Source organism: Catenulispora pinistramenti (genome assembly GCF_018274385.1).
GTDB lineage: Bacteria > Actinomycetota > Actinomycetes > Streptomycetales > Catenulisporaceae > Catenulispora > Catenulispora pinistramenti.
Genome location: NZ_JAAFYZ010000008.1, coordinates 1 through 14687, shown reverse-complemented (window position 1 = coordinate 14687; position 14687 = coordinate 1). Strand labels below are relative to the sequence as shown.

19 protein-coding genes and 1 tRNA gene are annotated in these 14687 nt (G+C 68.3%); 10 read left to right on the top strand and 10 right to left on the bottom strand.

The features are described 5' to 3' along the window. Window positions 1-24: 24 nt before the first annotated feature. Window positions 25-624 carry a TetR/AcrR family transcriptional regulator gene (locus tag KGQ19_RS03620; protein ID WP_212007605.1) on the top strand — a complete coding sequence of 200 codons (600 nt, stop codon included), beginning with the start codon at window positions 25-27 and terminating at the stop codon, window positions 622-624. 25 nt (window positions 625-649) lie between these two features. On the opposite strand, the gene KGQ19_RS03615 is transcribed toward KGQ19_RS03620, so the two are convergent. Beyond that, window positions 650-1246, bottom strand: coding sequence for a TMEM165/GDT1 family protein (locus tag KGQ19_RS03615; RefSeq protein ID WP_212007604.1), 597 nt, complete (start codon window positions 1244-1246; stop codon window positions 650-652). A 201-nt stretch (window positions 1247-1447) separates the two neighbouring features. On the opposite strand from KGQ19_RS03615, the gene KGQ19_RS03610 reads away from it, so the two are divergent. The 4 genes from KGQ19_RS03610 to KGQ19_RS03595 all read left to right on the top strand — a co-directional run bounded on the left by KGQ19_RS03610 (window position 1448) and on the right by KGQ19_RS03595 (window position 5046). Then, window positions 1448-2314, top strand: a complete 867-nt coding sequence (locus KGQ19_RS03610) for a helix-turn-helix domain-containing protein (protein ID WP_212007603.1) — start codon at window positions 1448-1450, stop codon at window positions 2312-2314. 169 nt (window positions 2315-2483) lie between these two features. Next, a complete protein-coding gene (locus KGQ19_RS03605) occupies window positions 2484-3353 on the top strand; it encodes a helix-turn-helix domain-containing protein (RefSeq protein WP_212007602.1) in 870 nt (289 codons plus the stop codon). A gap of 99 nt (window positions 3354-3452) precedes the next feature. Beyond that, window positions 3453-4331 carry an ATP-binding protein gene (locus KGQ19_RS03600; RefSeq protein WP_212007601.1) on the top strand — a complete coding sequence of 293 codons (879 nt, stop codon included), beginning with the start codon at window positions 3453-3455 and terminating at the stop codon, window positions 4329-4331. 97 nt (window positions 4332-4428) lie between these two features. Further along, a complete protein-coding gene (locus tag KGQ19_RS03595) occupies window positions 4429-5046 on the top strand; it encodes a hypothetical protein (protein WP_212007600.1) in 618 nt (205 codons plus the stop codon). Here KGQ19_RS03595 and KGQ19_RS03590 read toward each other — a convergent pair. After that, the gene (locus KGQ19_RS03590; RefSeq protein WP_212007599.1) at window positions 5030-5242 is read right to left on the bottom strand and encodes a hypothetical protein; all 213 of its coding nucleotides are present in this window, start codon (window positions 5240-5242) and stop codon (window positions 5030-5032) included. The genes KGQ19_RS03595 and KGQ19_RS03590 overlap by 17 nt on opposite strands. A 504-nt stretch (window positions 5243-5746) precedes the next feature. Here KGQ19_RS03590 and KGQ19_RS03585 point away from each other — a divergent pair. After that, window positions 5747-6886: a S1C family serine protease gene (locus KGQ19_RS03585; RefSeq protein WP_212007598.1), complete on the top strand. Its 1140-nt coding sequence runs from the start codon at window positions 5747-5749 to the stop codon at window positions 6884-6886. 202 nt (window positions 6887-7088) lie between these two features. After that, complete coding sequence (locus tag KGQ19_RS03580) at window positions 7089-7661, top strand: hypothetical protein (RefSeq protein WP_212007597.1); 573 nt, start codon at window positions 7089-7091, stop codon at window positions 7659-7661. 170 nt (window positions 7662-7831) lie between these two features. Here KGQ19_RS03580 and KGQ19_RS03575 read toward each other — a convergent pair whose 3' ends face one another. Genes KGQ19_RS03575 through KGQ19_RS03555 form a run of 5 tightly spaced genes read right to left on the bottom strand, consistent with a single transcriptional unit; the run spans window position 7832 to window position 10274 of the window. Next, window positions 7832-8515, bottom strand: a complete 684-nt coding sequence (locus KGQ19_RS03575; RefSeq protein ID WP_212007596.1) for a Type 1 glutamine amidotransferase-like domain-containing protein — start codon at window positions 8513-8515, stop codon at window positions 7832-7834. A 9-nt stretch (window positions 8516-8524) separates the two neighbouring features. Then, complete coding sequence (locus tag KGQ19_RS03570; protein ID WP_212007595.1) at window positions 8525-9121, bottom strand: helix-turn-helix transcriptional regulator; 597 nt, start codon at window positions 9119-9121, stop codon at window positions 8525-8527. After that, entirely contained in the window at window positions 9121-9603 is a 483-nt protein-coding gene (locus KGQ19_RS03565; protein WP_212007594.1) for an ATP-binding protein, read from the bottom strand. Before KGQ19_RS03565 ends, KGQ19_RS03570 begins: the two co-directional genes overlap by 1 nt. Before the next feature lie 3 nt (window positions 9604-9606). Then, the gene (locus KGQ19_RS03560) at window positions 9607-10068 is read right to left on the bottom strand and encodes a hypothetical protein (protein ID WP_307856338.1); all 462 of its coding nucleotides are present in this window, start codon (window positions 10066-10068) and stop codon (window positions 9607-9609) included. Then, window positions 10065-10274 carry a hypothetical protein gene (locus tag KGQ19_RS03555; RefSeq protein ID WP_212007593.1) on the bottom strand — a complete coding sequence of 70 codons (210 nt, stop codon included), beginning with the start codon at window positions 10272-10274 and terminating at the stop codon, window positions 10065-10067. Before KGQ19_RS03555 ends, KGQ19_RS03560 begins: the two co-directional genes overlap by 4 nt. 223 nt (window positions 10275-10497) lie before the next feature. Between KGQ19_RS03555 and KGQ19_RS03550 the strand changes: the two genes are divergently transcribed. The 3 genes from KGQ19_RS03550 (at window position 10498) to KGQ19_RS03540 (ending at window position 12701) form a co-directional block, all read left to right on the top strand. Next, window positions 10498-11214 carry a GntR family transcriptional regulator gene (locus KGQ19_RS03550; protein ID WP_212007592.1) on the top strand — a complete coding sequence of 239 codons (717 nt, stop codon included), beginning with the start codon at window positions 10498-10500 and terminating at the stop codon, window positions 11212-11214. 235 nt (window positions 11215-11449) lie between these two features. Beyond that, window positions 11450-11983 (top strand): UTRA domain-containing protein, encoded by a 534-nt coding sequence (locus KGQ19_RS03545; protein ID WP_212007591.1) that lies wholly within the window; start codon window positions 11450-11452, stop codon window positions 11981-11983. Between the two features lies 1 nt (window position 11984). Continuing rightward, on the top strand, window positions 11985-12701 hold the full coding sequence (locus tag KGQ19_RS03540; protein ID WP_212007590.1) for a GntR family transcriptional regulator: 717 nt from the start codon (window positions 11985-11987) through the stop codon (window positions 12699-12701). Window positions 12702-12861: 160 nt separating this feature from the next. Here the strand turns inward: KGQ19_RS03540 and KGQ19_RS03535 are convergent, their stop codons facing one another. The 3 genes from KGQ19_RS03535 to KGQ19_RS03525 all read right to left on the bottom strand — a co-directional run bounded on the left by KGQ19_RS03535 (window position 12862) and on the right by KGQ19_RS03525 (window position 14450). Then, window positions 12862-13263 (bottom strand): type II toxin-antitoxin system VapC family toxin, encoded by a 402-nt coding sequence (locus KGQ19_RS03535; RefSeq protein ID WP_212007589.1) that lies wholly within the window; start codon window positions 13261-13263, stop codon window positions 12862-12864. Window positions 13264-13778: 515 nt separating this feature from the next. Then, window positions 13779-13852 (bottom strand) — tRNA-Ile (locus tag KGQ19_RS03530). A gap of 64 nt (window positions 13853-13916) precedes the next feature. Continuing rightward, window positions 13917-14450 carry a DUF3566 domain-containing protein gene (locus KGQ19_RS03525; RefSeq protein WP_212007588.1) on the bottom strand — a complete coding sequence of 178 codons (534 nt, stop codon included), beginning with the start codon at window positions 14448-14450 and terminating at the stop codon, window positions 13917-13919. Window positions 14451-14687 lie beyond the last annotated feature (237 nt).

The window sequence follows — 14687 nt, the reverse complement described above, 5'->3', positions numbered from 1 at the left end:
TTAGGCCGCGGTAGGCTACGGAGCATGAGCAACCGTGACGACCTCCTCGCCGGGGCCAAGAAGTGTCTGCTGGAGAAGGGCTACTCGCGCACCACCGCCCGGGACATCGCCCAGGCCTCGGGGGTCAGCCTGGCCGCGATCGGCTACCACTTCGGGTCCAAGGACGCGCTGATGAACCAGGCGATGTTCGAGGCGATCGAGCAGTGGGGCGACCGGCTCGAGGAGGCTTTCGCCAAAGCCGGCCCCGACATGTCGAACCTGGACCGTTTCACCGCGGTCTTCGACGAAGTCGCCGCGACCTTCGAGCGCGACCAGGCGCTGTGGATGGCCAGCTTCGAGATGTTCCTGGAAATCGACCACATCCCCGGGGCGCGCGAAATGCTGGTCGGTGCGATCCCGGCGGCCCGCACGGGCATGGTCCACCTGATCCTCGGGATCCCGGAAGACCAAGTTGACCGGGACCTGGAACTGTCGGTCGGCGCGGTCGTGTACTCGCTGATGGCCGGGGTGCTGGTCCAGCGCCACGTCGACTCGCGGCGGGCTCCCACCGGCTCGGACCTGGCCAGGGGGTTGCGCCAGCTCGCGGACGCGTTGGACGGGAAGATGGTCTCAGTGTCCTCATAAGGAGTGCACGCGACGGTCCTGTTGTTCAGCCGGCGATGGCCTGCCCCAGGCTGACGCCGGCCAGCACGATCATCGCCAGCGCGGCCAACCGGACGATCAGGTGCAGCGGCAGCACCTTGAGCAGGCTGCGCCCGCCGATGATGGCCAGCGCGGCGACCGCCCACAGGCCCAGCACCGCGCCGAGCCCGACGGCCAGCGGGTCGGCGTACTTCGCCGCCAGGTTCGCGGTGACGATCTGGGTCAGGTCCCCGAACTCGGCAACCATGATCACCCCGAACGCCGTCCCGGCCACCTTGCCGAACCCGGCGCCCTCGCCCAGATCCGGCGCCTCCTCCGCCTCTTCCTCTCCGGCTTCACGGCCGTGACTGCGCAGCATCAGCACCGCGCCGGCCAGGAAGAACACCGCCACGATCGCCTGTAGCGGACGCCGCGGGATGAGCGAGAGCAGCGAGCCGGCGGCCACCGCCAGCGCCACGTGCACCACGAAGGCCGCCGCCACCCCGCAGAAAACCCACGACGGGCGGTACCTGGTCCCCAGGATCAGGGACACGATTGCGGTTTTGTCCGGCAGTTCAGCCAGGAACACCACCCCGAAGGCGGTGACGAGGGCGGCCAGATTCATACGGCGCTCACCAGCGTCAAACTACAGCGAATCGGACCGATGTGAAGGCTGTCCAGGACGATAGGCGAGCACTGCGTCCGGCGGTACCGAGGCCGGATATCCAAGATCGCATCGCATGATGGTAGCTCGACCGGGTGATACTAACGGCATAAGTCCCGGAAACCCTCACAGTTCGTCGGCAGCGCCGTACACACTGTGGGAATGAGCCCAGCACGCAGCGTATTAGCTGAAGAACTCGGTCGGCGTCTGCGTCGGCACCGACTGGATCTCGGCTTGTCCGGACTGGAGGTCGCCGCCCGCGCCGGTGTCACCCAGCCCTCGGTGTCGAAGATCGAACGCGGGATGATGCTCCCCTCGGCGGAGGTGCTGGACCGGGTGCTCGGCGTCCTGGGCCTCGGGGACGAACACCGCACCGATCTGCGCGATCTGCTCACCCGGGCCGTCGACGACGCCGCCGACCGGCGCCGGCACGGCCGCGGTCTGGCCCTGCTGGACGCGATCGCCGAGCGTGAGCGCAACACGACGGCGTTACGGTCCTTCTCCACGTCGATGATCCCGCCGCTGCTGCAGACCGCCGACTATGCCCGGTATGCCGCGCGCCTGACGCCGTGGATGTCCGAACGCGAACTCGGCCGGGCCTCGGCGCTGCACCTGGAGCGCCAGGGTGTGCTGTTCGAACAGGGCCGCAGCTTCGAGTTCCTGCTGACCGAGAGCGCCCTGCGGCTGTGTCCGGGCCCTTCGACGCTGGCCGCCACCCAGGCCGACCGGCTGCGCGTGCTCTCGGCCCTGCCCGGCGTGCGGATCGGCATCGTGCCGGATTCCGCCGCGGTGACCGAGGTCTTCCCGCTGTACGGATTCACCCTGCACGACGACGCGGCGGTGGCCGTCGAGACCTTCACCGGCGAACTGCTGCTCTCCCGGGCCGACGAGATCGCCGCCCACGCCGCAGTGCTGGACGGCTACGCGACCGTCGCAGACTACGACCTGGAGACCGCGGCCGGTCTCCTAACGAGTGAGAGGCGCCCGGTGGCGTCTATCCCGGCTCCGGCCGGGGCAGGAACCGGCTGAGGCAGCGGGCACGGGCCGCCGGGGAAGGAGCCGACGGCCGAGGTCACCAGGGGGTAGCCGCACGTCGAGTCGTCGGCCCAGTCCAACACAATCCATACAGGTGACCACCGGCTACTGATCCTGCCGGATCGGTCACCGAATCCTCACAAGTGGTGTAGAACCAATGGGTATGAGTGCGGTGCGAAGTCCATACGCGGCCAAGCTGGGCGGCCGGATCCGGCAGTTCCGGATGGAGCGCGCGCTGTCCAGCGGCGAGCTCGCGGCCGCCGCCGCGGTCACCTCCTCGGCGGTGTCCAAGGTCGAGCACGGCAAGATGGTGCCCAGCCGAGACGTGCTGGCCCGGATCGTCACCGCTTTGAACCTGCCGGCTGAGGAACAGGAGAGCCTGTTCGACCTGCTCGGCCAGGCCGCCGCCGACGCCGCCAGCAACCGCGGCTACGGCAAGGGCCTGACCCTGTTGAACCAGATGGCCGACCGCGAGCGCGTCTGCTCGGCGGTGTCGACGTTCTCGAACTCGATCATCCCGCGGCTGCTGCAGACCGCCGAGTACGCCCGGGACGCCAACCGGCTCACGCCCTGGCTGTCCGAGCGCGAGGTCGGCAAGGCGGCGATGACCCACACCGAGCGCCAATCGGTGCTGTTCGAGGACGGCCGGGAGTTCACCTTCCTGATCACCGAGGGCGTGCTGCGCACCTGGCCCGGCGAGCTGACGGTGATGGCCGCGCAGTTCGACCGGCTCCGGCAGATGGCGATGCATCCGGGGGTGCGGGTCGGGATCCTGCCCTGGACCTCGGCGATGCGCGGGCTGCCGATGGTCACCTTCACCGTGTACGACGACCGCGAGGTCGCCGTGGAGATGTTCACCGGCGAACTGCTGTTGGCCCAGCCTGACAAGGTCTCGACACACGTGTCGCAGTTCCGGCGCTTCGAGGAGTCGGCTGTGTACGGTGAAGAGGCGATCGGGCTCATCAATCGGGTGGAGATGGATCTCGCGCGGCTGCCCCCACTAAACCTGGATGACGAATCATCATCCAAATAAGGGAACTTCCTTAAAATGCCCTAGAACGGGGCGTGTTGGGGGCTAGCCTGGCTGACGGGAGGGCGGAACCGCCCCCTCCCCACCATCCGGGAGGCCCCTGTGTCTTATTGGTCTCGCTCCTTCCCCGGGCTGGCCTCATGTCTGGCCGAGGTCCGCCAGTTCACCCAGATGGTGCTCGGCGACGCACCGGGCGCGGAGCTGGTCGTGCTGGCCGTCTCCGAGCTGGCCGGCAACGCCATCGTGCACACCGCCAGCGGCGCGCCGGGCGGGCAGTTCGTGGTGCACCTCGCGGCCTTCGCCGACCGCTGGCAGGTGCGGGTCGACGATCAGGGCTCGCCGATAGAGCCGCACGTGGTGGTCGGCGGATCGGACGAGGACGCCGACTGGGACTCCGAATCCGGGCGCGGCCTGGCGATGGTCTCGGCGATCTCGCAGAGCTGGGGCGTACGGGGCGACCGCTGCGCGCGGGCGGTGTGGGCCGAGATCCCCTACCCGGTCCGGGCCGGCGGCGGCATCGAGTCCGTGATGTCCGGCAGCATGCTGGAGGCCCTGGAGTCGGTGGCGGAGGCCATGGACGCCGAGGAGAGCGCCCGGTTCCAGGAGATTGGCTTTCCGCGGCAGGCGGCCGCCGAACCCGTCGCCGAACCGGTCTGCGAGCCTGCGGCCACACCGGCATCCACACCGACCCCGACACCGACACCGACACCGACACCGACACCGACGATGGCACCGGAACCGGTACCGAGTCAGGAACCCACATCGGTTCAACTGGTTCGGCCCGGCCGTTGGCGGGGCGCGGTACCGACCGATCCGGCGCGGGCCGAACGGATCCGGCAGCGCGCCAGCCAAGCAGCGTTCATGCGCTCGCTGATCGAGATCGCGCACGCCGAGGCGATCGGCCCCCGGCCGCTGCCGTTCTGGCCACCGTTCCCGAATCCGCTGGCGCTGCAAGGGGCTTCGGCGAACAGCGAGGGATGAGACCGGACGGGCACCGCACGGCGTGGGGCCGGGATTGTCAGTGGCATGCGAGACGATAATGGCCACCAAAGCGACAAATCTCCCGAAAGGACCGGCCATGAGAATCCGTCCCGTGCTGGCCGTCACCGGCGCAGTCTTCTTGTTCTCCTACAACGGTTTCACCGCGCACGCCGCCGCCCGCTCCGACAGCGGTGGCGGCACGTTACCCGCGTCCGGAACCACCGTCGCCCTCAGCGAAGACGGCGACATGGTGTTGGAATGCAACGGTGTCCTCCACCGCTTCGAAGTGCTGGGCACCGGACAAGTACGCGTCGGCGACAAAGTGGCCGGCGATCAGCCCACCGCCGCCGTGCAGACCGTGGCCGAGCAACTGACCGGCTACGACGCCGAACTCGGCACCGTCACCGTGTCCGAGAAGTCCCCGGCCGCCGGCGCTTTCGTGGCCCCGGCCGCCGGCCGCGAGTTCCCCGCCGCCGAGTCGCTGGCCCAGGACCTGACCGTCTCCATGCAGCACAGCCCCTGCGGCGGCGGGCAGCCGGCCACCTTCGAGTCCAAAGCCGCGTTCCCTTTGCTGAACACGGATCTGACAGCCTTCCCGCCCCAGAACGCCGTGTACCTGATGACGAATCCCGTGGAGCTGACCGACATCGCGAACCCGTCCGGCCCCTCGGTCACCCTGACCGAGTTCCCACTGACGATCACCCAGGCTTCGTGACCGCGGGCCGCGGCGCCACAGCCAGATAGCCGTCGAAGAGCGGACCGCCGAGCCGGTCCAGGACATCGCGGGCGCAGGCCCGCACAGCGGCCGGATCATCGCGCGCGGCCAGCCAGCGCTCGGCGAACTCCGGGTCATGAGACCGCAGCTCGCGCAGCAGCCATTTCCCGTTGCCGATCCAGTGGTTTCCGCCCAACCTGCGCGTCGTGTCCGGTCGCGGTCCACAACGTGGTCGCGATGACTTGGCGCTCGCCGGGATCGCTGTATATCTAGCAATCAGTGGCGCGCGCGAAGTCATCGAGCAGATCGGTGAGGCCGTAGTGGGCTGCTTTGAGCTGTGGCTGCGCAAGTGGATCGGGACCGCCATTCCATCCACGAAAAGGTCAGCGACTCACGGCTTGGCGCGCGGGGATCATCGAGGGCGGAGTACGACCACGATGTCCAGATCCGAACCGGCCGTGCGGTGAGCGGTCATAACACTGCCGGCCAACACCGACCACACAGCCTGTGGATAACGTTCGCGCAGCAGGGCTCGGGCATCGGGAAGCGGTTCGCGGTCCATCGCCTGATGGTCGCGCACGCCCCTGACCTCGGATAACCCGTTTCCTAAGGAAACAGGGCCGTCTGCTTCATGCCTTTCTTCTCCGATTCTCATGCTCTCGCACAGTGCGTTCTCATCGTCGGGCCGCATCTTGGGACCATGACCGGATTCGAGCACGACCCGTACCAGCCGGAGCAGCCCGCCACCGGCAACCCGCAGCCGTGGGGCCAGCCGACTTCCGCTTCCGGGCCGGTGTTCGGTCCGGCCCAGACCACCCCGTCGGCCTCCTCCGACCCCTCCGGCTCGTCCGCCCCGTCCCGCACAATGGGCGCGTCCGGCGCTGTGCCCCCGTATGCCCCGATCACCTCGATAACGCCGGGTCAAGGCGGCACGGGCGGCCCCGGCTACCCGCCGTTCCCGCCGATCCCCTCGGTCCCGCCGGAGCAGCCGCGGCGCAAGCGCCGGATGGGTGTGGCGCTGATCGTGGCCGGCACGATAGCCGCCTCCGCGGTCGCCGGCGGCGTCGCCGGGACGGTCGCCGCGCACAACGGCTCCTCTTCGAGCACCGCCTCCTCGAACGTCGTGCCCAGCAGCAGCACGGTGAACACGTCGGTCAGCAACCAGACCGGCTCGCCGACCACCACGGTCGGCCAGGTCGCCAAGGCCGCGCTGCCGACCGTGGTGCAGGTGTCGGTCGATTCCTACCAGGGCAAGTCGGTCGGCTCCGGCGTCATCCTGTCCGCCGACGGGCTGATCCTCACCAACAACCACGTGATCTCCGACGCCACCAGCGGCAACGGCCAGATCACCATCACCTTCAACAACGGCAAGACCGCGCAGGGCAGCATCGTCGGCTACGACACCGGCAGCGACCTGGCCGTGATCAAGGCCCAGAGCGTCAGCGGGCTGCCCACCGCGACCCTCGGCGACAGCGACAAGGTCCAGGTCGGCGACACCGTGATCGCGATAGGCTCCCCCGACGGCCTGCAGAGCACGGTGACCAGCGGCATCGTCAGTGCCCTGAACCGCCAGGTGACCGTCAGCAGCGACTCCAGCCGCTACTCCAGCGGCAATCAGGTCACCTACAACGCGATCCAGACCGACGCCAGCCTCAACCCGGGCAACAGCGGCGGCCCGCTGCTCAACGCCCAGGGCCAGGTCGTCGGCATCAACTCGGCGATCTACTCCCCGACCAGCTCGTACAACTCCCAGGGTGGCAGCGTCGGCCTCGGCTTCTCCATCCCGATCAACCAGGTCAAGACGATGCTCTCCAAGCTCGAGGCCGGGCAGCAGGGCTAGTCGCCCCTAAGCGCGGGCGCCCCGGAGGGTGGCTCCGGGGCGTTCGCCATGTCCGGGCGCGCAAGCGGCCCGGTGCCGGTTCTCCCGTCGGGTCAACCCTGTCCACCGGGGTGTTCCACCCTGGGGTGGAAGGCGAGAGTCCACCCGCAACCCATCTCCGGGTTGAAGCTGCACAGGGGTCTTGGCCTGGATAGTCATAGCCATGACGACCACTGACTGGATCATCGACATCGCCCTCGTCCTCATCGTCTTCCGGCAGCTGCGCGAGGAGCGGATCGGCAAGGCCACGTTCATCGTCCCGCTGGCGATGATCACCTTCGCCGCCAAGAACTACCTGCACGCCATCCCCACCGCCGGCAACGACCTGATCCTGATAGCCGCCATGGCCGGCGTCGGCGCGGTCTTCGGACTGTTCGGCGGCCTGCTGACCCGGGTGCGCAGCCTGGACGGCCACGTACACATCAAGGCCACCGCCAGCGCGGCCGCACTGTGGGTGACCAGCATGGGCTTCCGACTGGGCTTCGCCGTCTGGTCCACCCACGCCACCGGCGCCGCACAGCTCACCCGCTTCTCCGCCGCCCACCACATCACCAGCGGCCAGGCCTGGGTCGACGCGCTGATCCTGATGGCCTTCGGCGAGGTCGTCGTCCGCCTGGGCGTGATCGGCCTGCGCGCCTGTAACCTGTCGAACCGCACCCCCCGGACCGGCCTGCAGACCCAGTCCCAGACTGGCCGGGCCCGCGAGTACGCGATGCAGACAACCGGCCGCTCGTGAGGCGCCGACACACACTCGACAAGAACCCCGCGCAGCGAGGCCCGGCACCGAAGTGCCGGGCCTCGGCCGTTGTCCGGGGACCGGGGTTCGGGGTTCGGAGTTGGGGTTCGGAGTTGGGGTTCGGAGTTCGGAGTTCGGCCGGGACAGATCAGCGTCAGGACCCAAAGCCCTTACAGCGCAACGCTTTCGCCCGGCCGCACACTCTGCACTCCGAGCGTCCCGGCACCGATGATCTCCACCGGTTCGAAACCGACCGAGGTCAGCCGACCATCAGTGACCACCGCTCCGGCTCGCTCATGCAGAGCGACGACGGGACGGTGGTTCATTCGTGCCCAATCCCGAGCACGCGGCACCTCCGAAGGCCGGTGGTGGACGAACACCCCGTACCCCGCGATGCGATCAAGCCCGCGGGTGTCGGTCGTGCCATACGGATCAGGGTCGATATGCGCGATGGTCGAGATGTCGGCGCCCAGCAATGCCGCACCGGCGCTGCCTCCGTAGACGACGCCGCCGTTCTCAATGAACTCTTGCAGCGCGGGCAGGAGACCGTTGCGCCGCACCAGATCGAGCAGACGGAACGTGTTGCCGCCACCGATGTAGACGCCACGGTAGTCCGGAAGGCGCTCGGCCAGACCGGTGCCACGGCCTTCCCACATATCGACGTCGGTCACGCCGAGCGGCCCGAACACCCCGGCCAGCCAGTCGAGGCAGTCGGCGTAAGCCCGCTCGGCCGGATCCATCGCGACCGGCCAGTACCAGAGCGGACCGGAGCCGAGCGCCGCGGCGAACGCCGAATCCAGCGGCACCGAGTCTTCGGCGCCACCGCCGCCCGCAAGGAAGACCGACCCGGTCATCGCAAACCCTCACCTGGTGTTTCGTCCATGGCGCCGAGCGTAGGAGGCTTGATCGCCGGCGGGCAAACCGGCGGCGGCGGGACCTGCGTTCCGGACCCGCGAGAGGCCGTCGGCGACCGCGGCGACGGGCCACACGTCCAGCGTGTAGCCGAGCCGCTGGGCCCACACGACGTGCGCGATCGGCCGTGGCGGTACCCGGACCAGCTCCCAGCGCTGGATCGAGTCCCGGCTGACACCGACCAGCCGGCCCAGCTCCCCCTGTCCCATCCCTAGCGCCAGCCTGCGATTCCGTAAGGGGACGGCCAAGCGCCGGCGCTCGAACATCTCCGACGATTCCCCGGGCCGCGGCCGCGACGGGCCGATCCGCAGATCGCCCTCCCGGCCGACGATCACCAGGCGCCGGCCCAGCAATCGCGACCACAGGATCAGGTGCCCCAAGGTCGGCTCTATCGCCCCGGTCTCCCATTCGGAGATCGCCCTGCCCCGCACCGGCAAGCCGGCCGACAGCGCGTTCTGAGAGATCCCGGCCTGCAGGCGGGCGGACCGCAGACCGTCGACGATCCGCGCGAAGGTCCGCTCCGCCGCATGGTCAGCACGCAACGCCATCAACGCTTCCTGTCGTCCGTCGTCATGCCGACCCTTCTTTTCGCACTCATCTGAGAGGGGAGACCGGCGGCCGGGCCGCCGGGCTTGGGTATCGCCGGGGTCTCGTCGAAGGTGATGTCGGCCCAGACCGACCTGGCGTTCTCGTCGCCGTCGACGCCCCAGTTGGCGGACAGCGCGCTGACGATGGTCAGGCCGCGCCCGGCCTCATCCGCGTCGTCGGCCACGTACACAGCCGGTGTCGAGGGCCCGCCCTGATCATCGACCCGCACCCGGCACCGGTTGCCGAACCGGGCCAGCCGCAGGACGAACTCCCCTCCGGGCCTGCCAGAGGCGGTGTGCTTGATCGCGTTGCCGGCCAGCTCGTCGGCGACCAAGGCGACAGTGTGCGCGGCGTCGCAGCCGTCGAGCACGGCATAGGTGAACTTCCGGGCGTCGACCAGGCACTCGGGCCGGCCTGCGAACTCCTTCGACCAGATCTCCATGTCTCACCCACCACCCTTGGGCGGCTGGTCCTCGGCCGGCTGGTCCTTGCTCGGCTGGTCCTCGACTGGCTGGTCCTCGACTGGCTGGTTGGTCCACCGGCACCGGATCAACGCCTCGGTGTGTTCGGCCACCAGCAGGGCGGCCTGGCGCGGGTTGCAGCCGGTCTCGTGCATCACCAGACAGGCGAGCGAGGTCTGCAGACCCCGGTGGTAGCCGTGCCACTCACCCTGGTCACGCCGGCTCGCGTCACCGGCCGGGAAGTACTCCCCGGCGTCGAAGGTCAGGGTCGCCGCCAGGCCCAGCAGCGCGAGGTAGCTGCCGGAGTAGCCCGCGGCGAGCAGCCGCTGCTGGAACTCCGCCTCGGCCTGGCTCACGGCGATCCCGAACATCGCCGGCACCCGGCCGATCACCCGCGCGTCGCTGTGCTGGGCCAGGAAGGCCCCGATGTCCGGCGGGCGCCTCACCGCGCACCCGCCGGGCTGGTCCGCGACCAGGGCACCTCGACCGTGCCGTGCAGGATCGTCTCAGGCAGCGGAAACCCCTCCAGGGTGAGGCGGGTCCACCCGTTCGGATCCGTCGCGCACCCCAGGACTTCCGCCCACGTCCCGTCGATCTGGGCCCAATCTCCCACCATGAGGTCTGCTGCGTATTTGAACTCGAATCGAGGCACCTTCGGTCTCCTTTCGGCGGAACGTGCCATGCGATGTCGTGACGCGCCGTTAGCTTCCGACCGCAGAGGCGCACCTCAGGTTACTGATTTTGCAGTACCTCAACAAGGACAACGGGGTAATTGCCACGTCCCGCCCGCGAACGCCGCATACCGGCGTAGTGCTGCTACTGTGTCGCTGAGGTGGGCATGGAAGGGATCTGATGAAAGGAGGGGCCTGCGACACATGAAGCGCGTCGACGACCGTCCCCAGTCCGCGCAGATCGCCGCCGACCTTCGCGCGAAGATCCTCTCCGGCGACATCACCGGTACCCTGCCGACCTTCGAGCGGCTGAAAGTCCTGTACAGCACCTCCATCAACACCGCCCAGCGGGCGGTCGCCATGCTCAAGGCGGAGGGCTTCGTCGAGGGCCGCCAGGGCAAAGCCCTGATCATCCGCTCCGACCGGATCCAGATCGTCGACGCCTCATCCCAACTCGAGCCGCCGACCGCCACGATCACCTACCAGGTCCTGCACGTCGGCCACGAACGCCCGCCGACAGACGCCGCCCAGAAGCTGGGCCTGGCCGACGGCGAAACCGCCCTGCTCCGCAAGCGCCTGATGCTCCGCGACGACGAGCCGGTCGAGATCGAATGGTCGTACTACCCGGAGGCGGTCGTCACCGGCACCGCGCTGGACCACCAGCAGCGCGACCTGACGAGCGGCCCGACCGTCCTGGCCGCCCTGGGCTATGAGCAGCACGGACTCGTCGATGAGATCCAGGTCCGCGAACCGACGACCGAAGAGCTCCAGACGCTGGAGTTGCCGGACGAGATCCCGGTCATGCGCACGCTTCGCACGATCACCGACGCGAGCGGAGCCGTGCTCGAGGTGACGGTGATGATCACCAGCGGTCACCTGTACGCCGTGCGCTACCAGCAGACGCTGCCGCCGTCGGCCTGATTCCGAGCGCGCGTCATTCCGGAGCGCGCGTCAGGCAATACTGCCGTCTCAGTAACCTCAGGGGCGGCTGCCACAGCCGCCAGCGATCGCATGACAGTATCCGTCGACTGCGATCACAGGGTACTGACGGTACCGACCTAGTCGAGTGCATCAGCCCCGCTGCGGTGCGGCACGCACCGCCCATTTCCCTGGGCCGTTGCTACTGTGTCGCTCAGGCACCCGAGGAAGGGAAGCGATGGAACGAGGGGTCGACGACACCGCGTCCTATCTCACGCCGAGTGGTGGGGACACCTGGGCACAAGCCACACGGGCAGCCGGCGGCCACGGCTCCCAGAAGCTTCGTGGCGCGACCCGCGTCACCCCGCCGGACTGGGTCGCGGACGCACTCGGCGTCCCGATCGCCGGAACGGTCGTCGCCAGACGCCGCACCATGTACCTCGGCGACCACCCCGTCGAGCTCACGGATTCCTTCTATCCCCTCGAAATCGCCGACCACACCGCCCTGGAGCACCCCAACCGCATCCCCGGCGGCGCGGTCACCCTGCTGGCACACCTGGGCTACGTCGCCGACCACGCCGACGAAGCGGTGGACCTCGCCGGACACCCGACAAAGGCCGAGGCCGCCCTCCTGGAGATCAAGCCGAACACCCGCGTGGTCCGCATCCGCCGAGTCGTGAAGACCGCGGCCGGCGCACCATTCGAGGCAACGGAGATCGTCATGATCCCCACCGGACGCACCCTCCACCACCGCGTCGTAGTCGAGCCCTGACATGCGACGCCTCGACGACCGACCCCGCCACCTGCAGATCGCGGCCGACCTGCGCGCAAAGATCCTGTCCGGCGACCTCACCGAGAAGCTGCCGCCCTTCAAGCGCCTGCAAGAGATCTACGACACCTCCAACAACACCACCCAACGCGCAGTAGCCCTCCTCAAAGCCGAAGGCTTCGTCGAAGGCCAACAGGGCAAGGCACTCCTGATCCGCGCCAAACGCGTCGAGATCATCGACGCCACCCCCTACTTCGAACCGGCGGTCACCCACGTCCGCTACGTAATGCTCCACATCGGCCCCGACCGCCCACCCGCGGACGCGGCACGCAACCTCGGCCTGGCCGCCGAAGAAACAGCCATCCTCCGCAAACGCCTGACCATCCGCGACAACATCCCCATCGAACTCTCCTGGTCCTACTACCCCACCCCCATCGCCACCGGAAGCCCCCTGGAAAGACCCCAACGCATCCGCGGCGGCGCCCCAACCGCACTAGCCGACCTGGGCCTGCCCCAACACGAGTTCGTCGACGAGATCCAAGTCCGCCAACCGACCTCCGAAGAACTCGAAGCCCTCGAACTCCCCGCCGGCATCCCCGTCATGCGCACCCTACGCACGATCAGCACGGAGGACGGGACCGTGGTCGAGGTCGTCGTCATGGTGAAGGGCGGGCATCTCTATGGGATGCGGTATCGGCGGACGCTGCCGCCGATCGGCTGAGGGCGGTTCGCAGCAAGGGGACCGTTCTGACTGTCATCGACGATGAGGGCGACGACGGACAAGCTCTCCAAGCTGCCTGACGCTTCTTCTGACGGACGCCCCTGGGACGCGCACCGGGGGCGTCTCTTCGTATCCCGTTGACTCGCGCTCAGACGACTGACTACACCCTGACGAGTTGAAGCCCATGGTGTGCTTCAAAGTCGAGGTAATCCTTAAGGTTCAGTGTCGCGAGCGGGATGCCATACGTCAGGCAGGCAGCAGCGATCCACATGTCATTTTGAGGGCGAGGACGTCCGCGATCGTCGGCGGCTGCTGCAAGCGCGCCCCAGGTCCGGGCAATGGCTTCGGTGCTGTCAAGAACGGGCATGCCTGCCAGCCAGTTGTCCATCGCAACCCGGTTGTGCCGCGCCCAATGTCGCCGCACAGTCCACTTCACCAGCTCGCCAAACGTCACGAAGGTGATGACCGGGTCCATCGTCGCCAACTTCACGAGCAGCGGTAGCGGCTTGCGTTTGAAAGACGCGGAAGCAACGTCCGTGTCCATCACTACGGCTTGCGGCATACGCCTAGCCTAGGCTGGCCTGACGGTCCTCGTGGTACGCCCGCGCAAACTCGTCAACCTCTTCTTCAGAGGGAAACACATCAGGAGCCATCAACTCGTCTACTGAACGCAGTGGGCGAGCCCGTTTGGCACGAATGATCTCTTCGAGAGTTCGTTCCCGTGGGGGTTCGCGGTGGTGGGCGTATGCCGCGTCGGTAGTCACCTTCCGCCTCCTCTCGAACATGATCGACGTGAGTTTTTCGCGGTACATTTTAAAGCCAGCGTACGCGTTGATCAGCCGGTCCGTGCACCTATCGGTAGTCACTTTTGGCCAACGGTTGGTGGGAAGGGGCCACGATGCGGCCTACAGCTTCAAGCGAAGCCACCGAACCCAGTTCGAGCAACCAGCAACGTGAGTCGGTTGAGGGCACGTTCCTCCGTCGAAGCTGGACCCGTCCCTGCAACCTCTAGGGGCGCGTCCCTAGAAAACGCAAAACAGCCTCGAACCTGTAAAAGTTCGAGGCTGTTCACCGGGGTGGGCCTAGGTGGACTTGAACCACCGACCTCCGCCTTATCAGGGCGGCGCGCTAACCAACTGTGCCATAGGCCCCGGTTGGTAACGTCGAGAAGCTTACCGTACCGGGGGCGGTGCCCCAAAACCGCTTTGGGGGCGGTCAGGAGGCGGTGTCGTCGGCAAGGGTGACCTCTACGCCGCCGACGAGGGAGGAGCACATGTTGTAGAGGTAGGCGGCGAGGGTGGCCAGGGCGGTGAACAGAACGATGTTCACCACGCTCACCAGGGCGGTGAAGCTGATCACCTTGCCGAAGGACAGGACTGAGGTGAGGGTGACGCTGTTGGGCTGGTTCGCCGGGGCCACTGAGGCCAGGGTGCGGTTGATGGAGTCGAAGACGCCGAGGGCGTTCAGGGCGGACCACAGGAGGGCGGCGGCCACCACTGAGACCACCGCGAAGGCGATCGAGAGGACGAAGGTCGTCTTCATCACCGACCAGGGGTCGACCTTGGCCACGCGTAGGCGGGCCTTGCGGCCGCGGGGTGCGGCGCCGGGGGCCTGCTGCTGGTAGCGGGGTGCGCCTGTGGGGGAGCCGGCCGGGGCCGCCGGGCGGGGGCCCCAGCTGCCGCCGGCCTGCTGGCGGGTGCCCGCCTGGCCTTGGGCTGACTCCGATTGCTGATACGCCACGGTGCCCATCGTAGGCGCTTCCTTGCGTCTTGCCCCGGTACGACGGCCTCCCGCGCCGGAAAGCCGACCGGCCAGACCAGAGATACCTGCCGTGATCGACGCGGCCGCGCCCGCTACGGCGGCACCCGCGCCCGCGCCCGCTACGGCGGCACCCGCGCCCGCGGCGGCTCCGGTGGCAGCACCGGTTGCGGCGCCGGTGGGTGCGGCGGGGGGAGTGCCGGGGGCTGTCTCCTATACACATCTCCC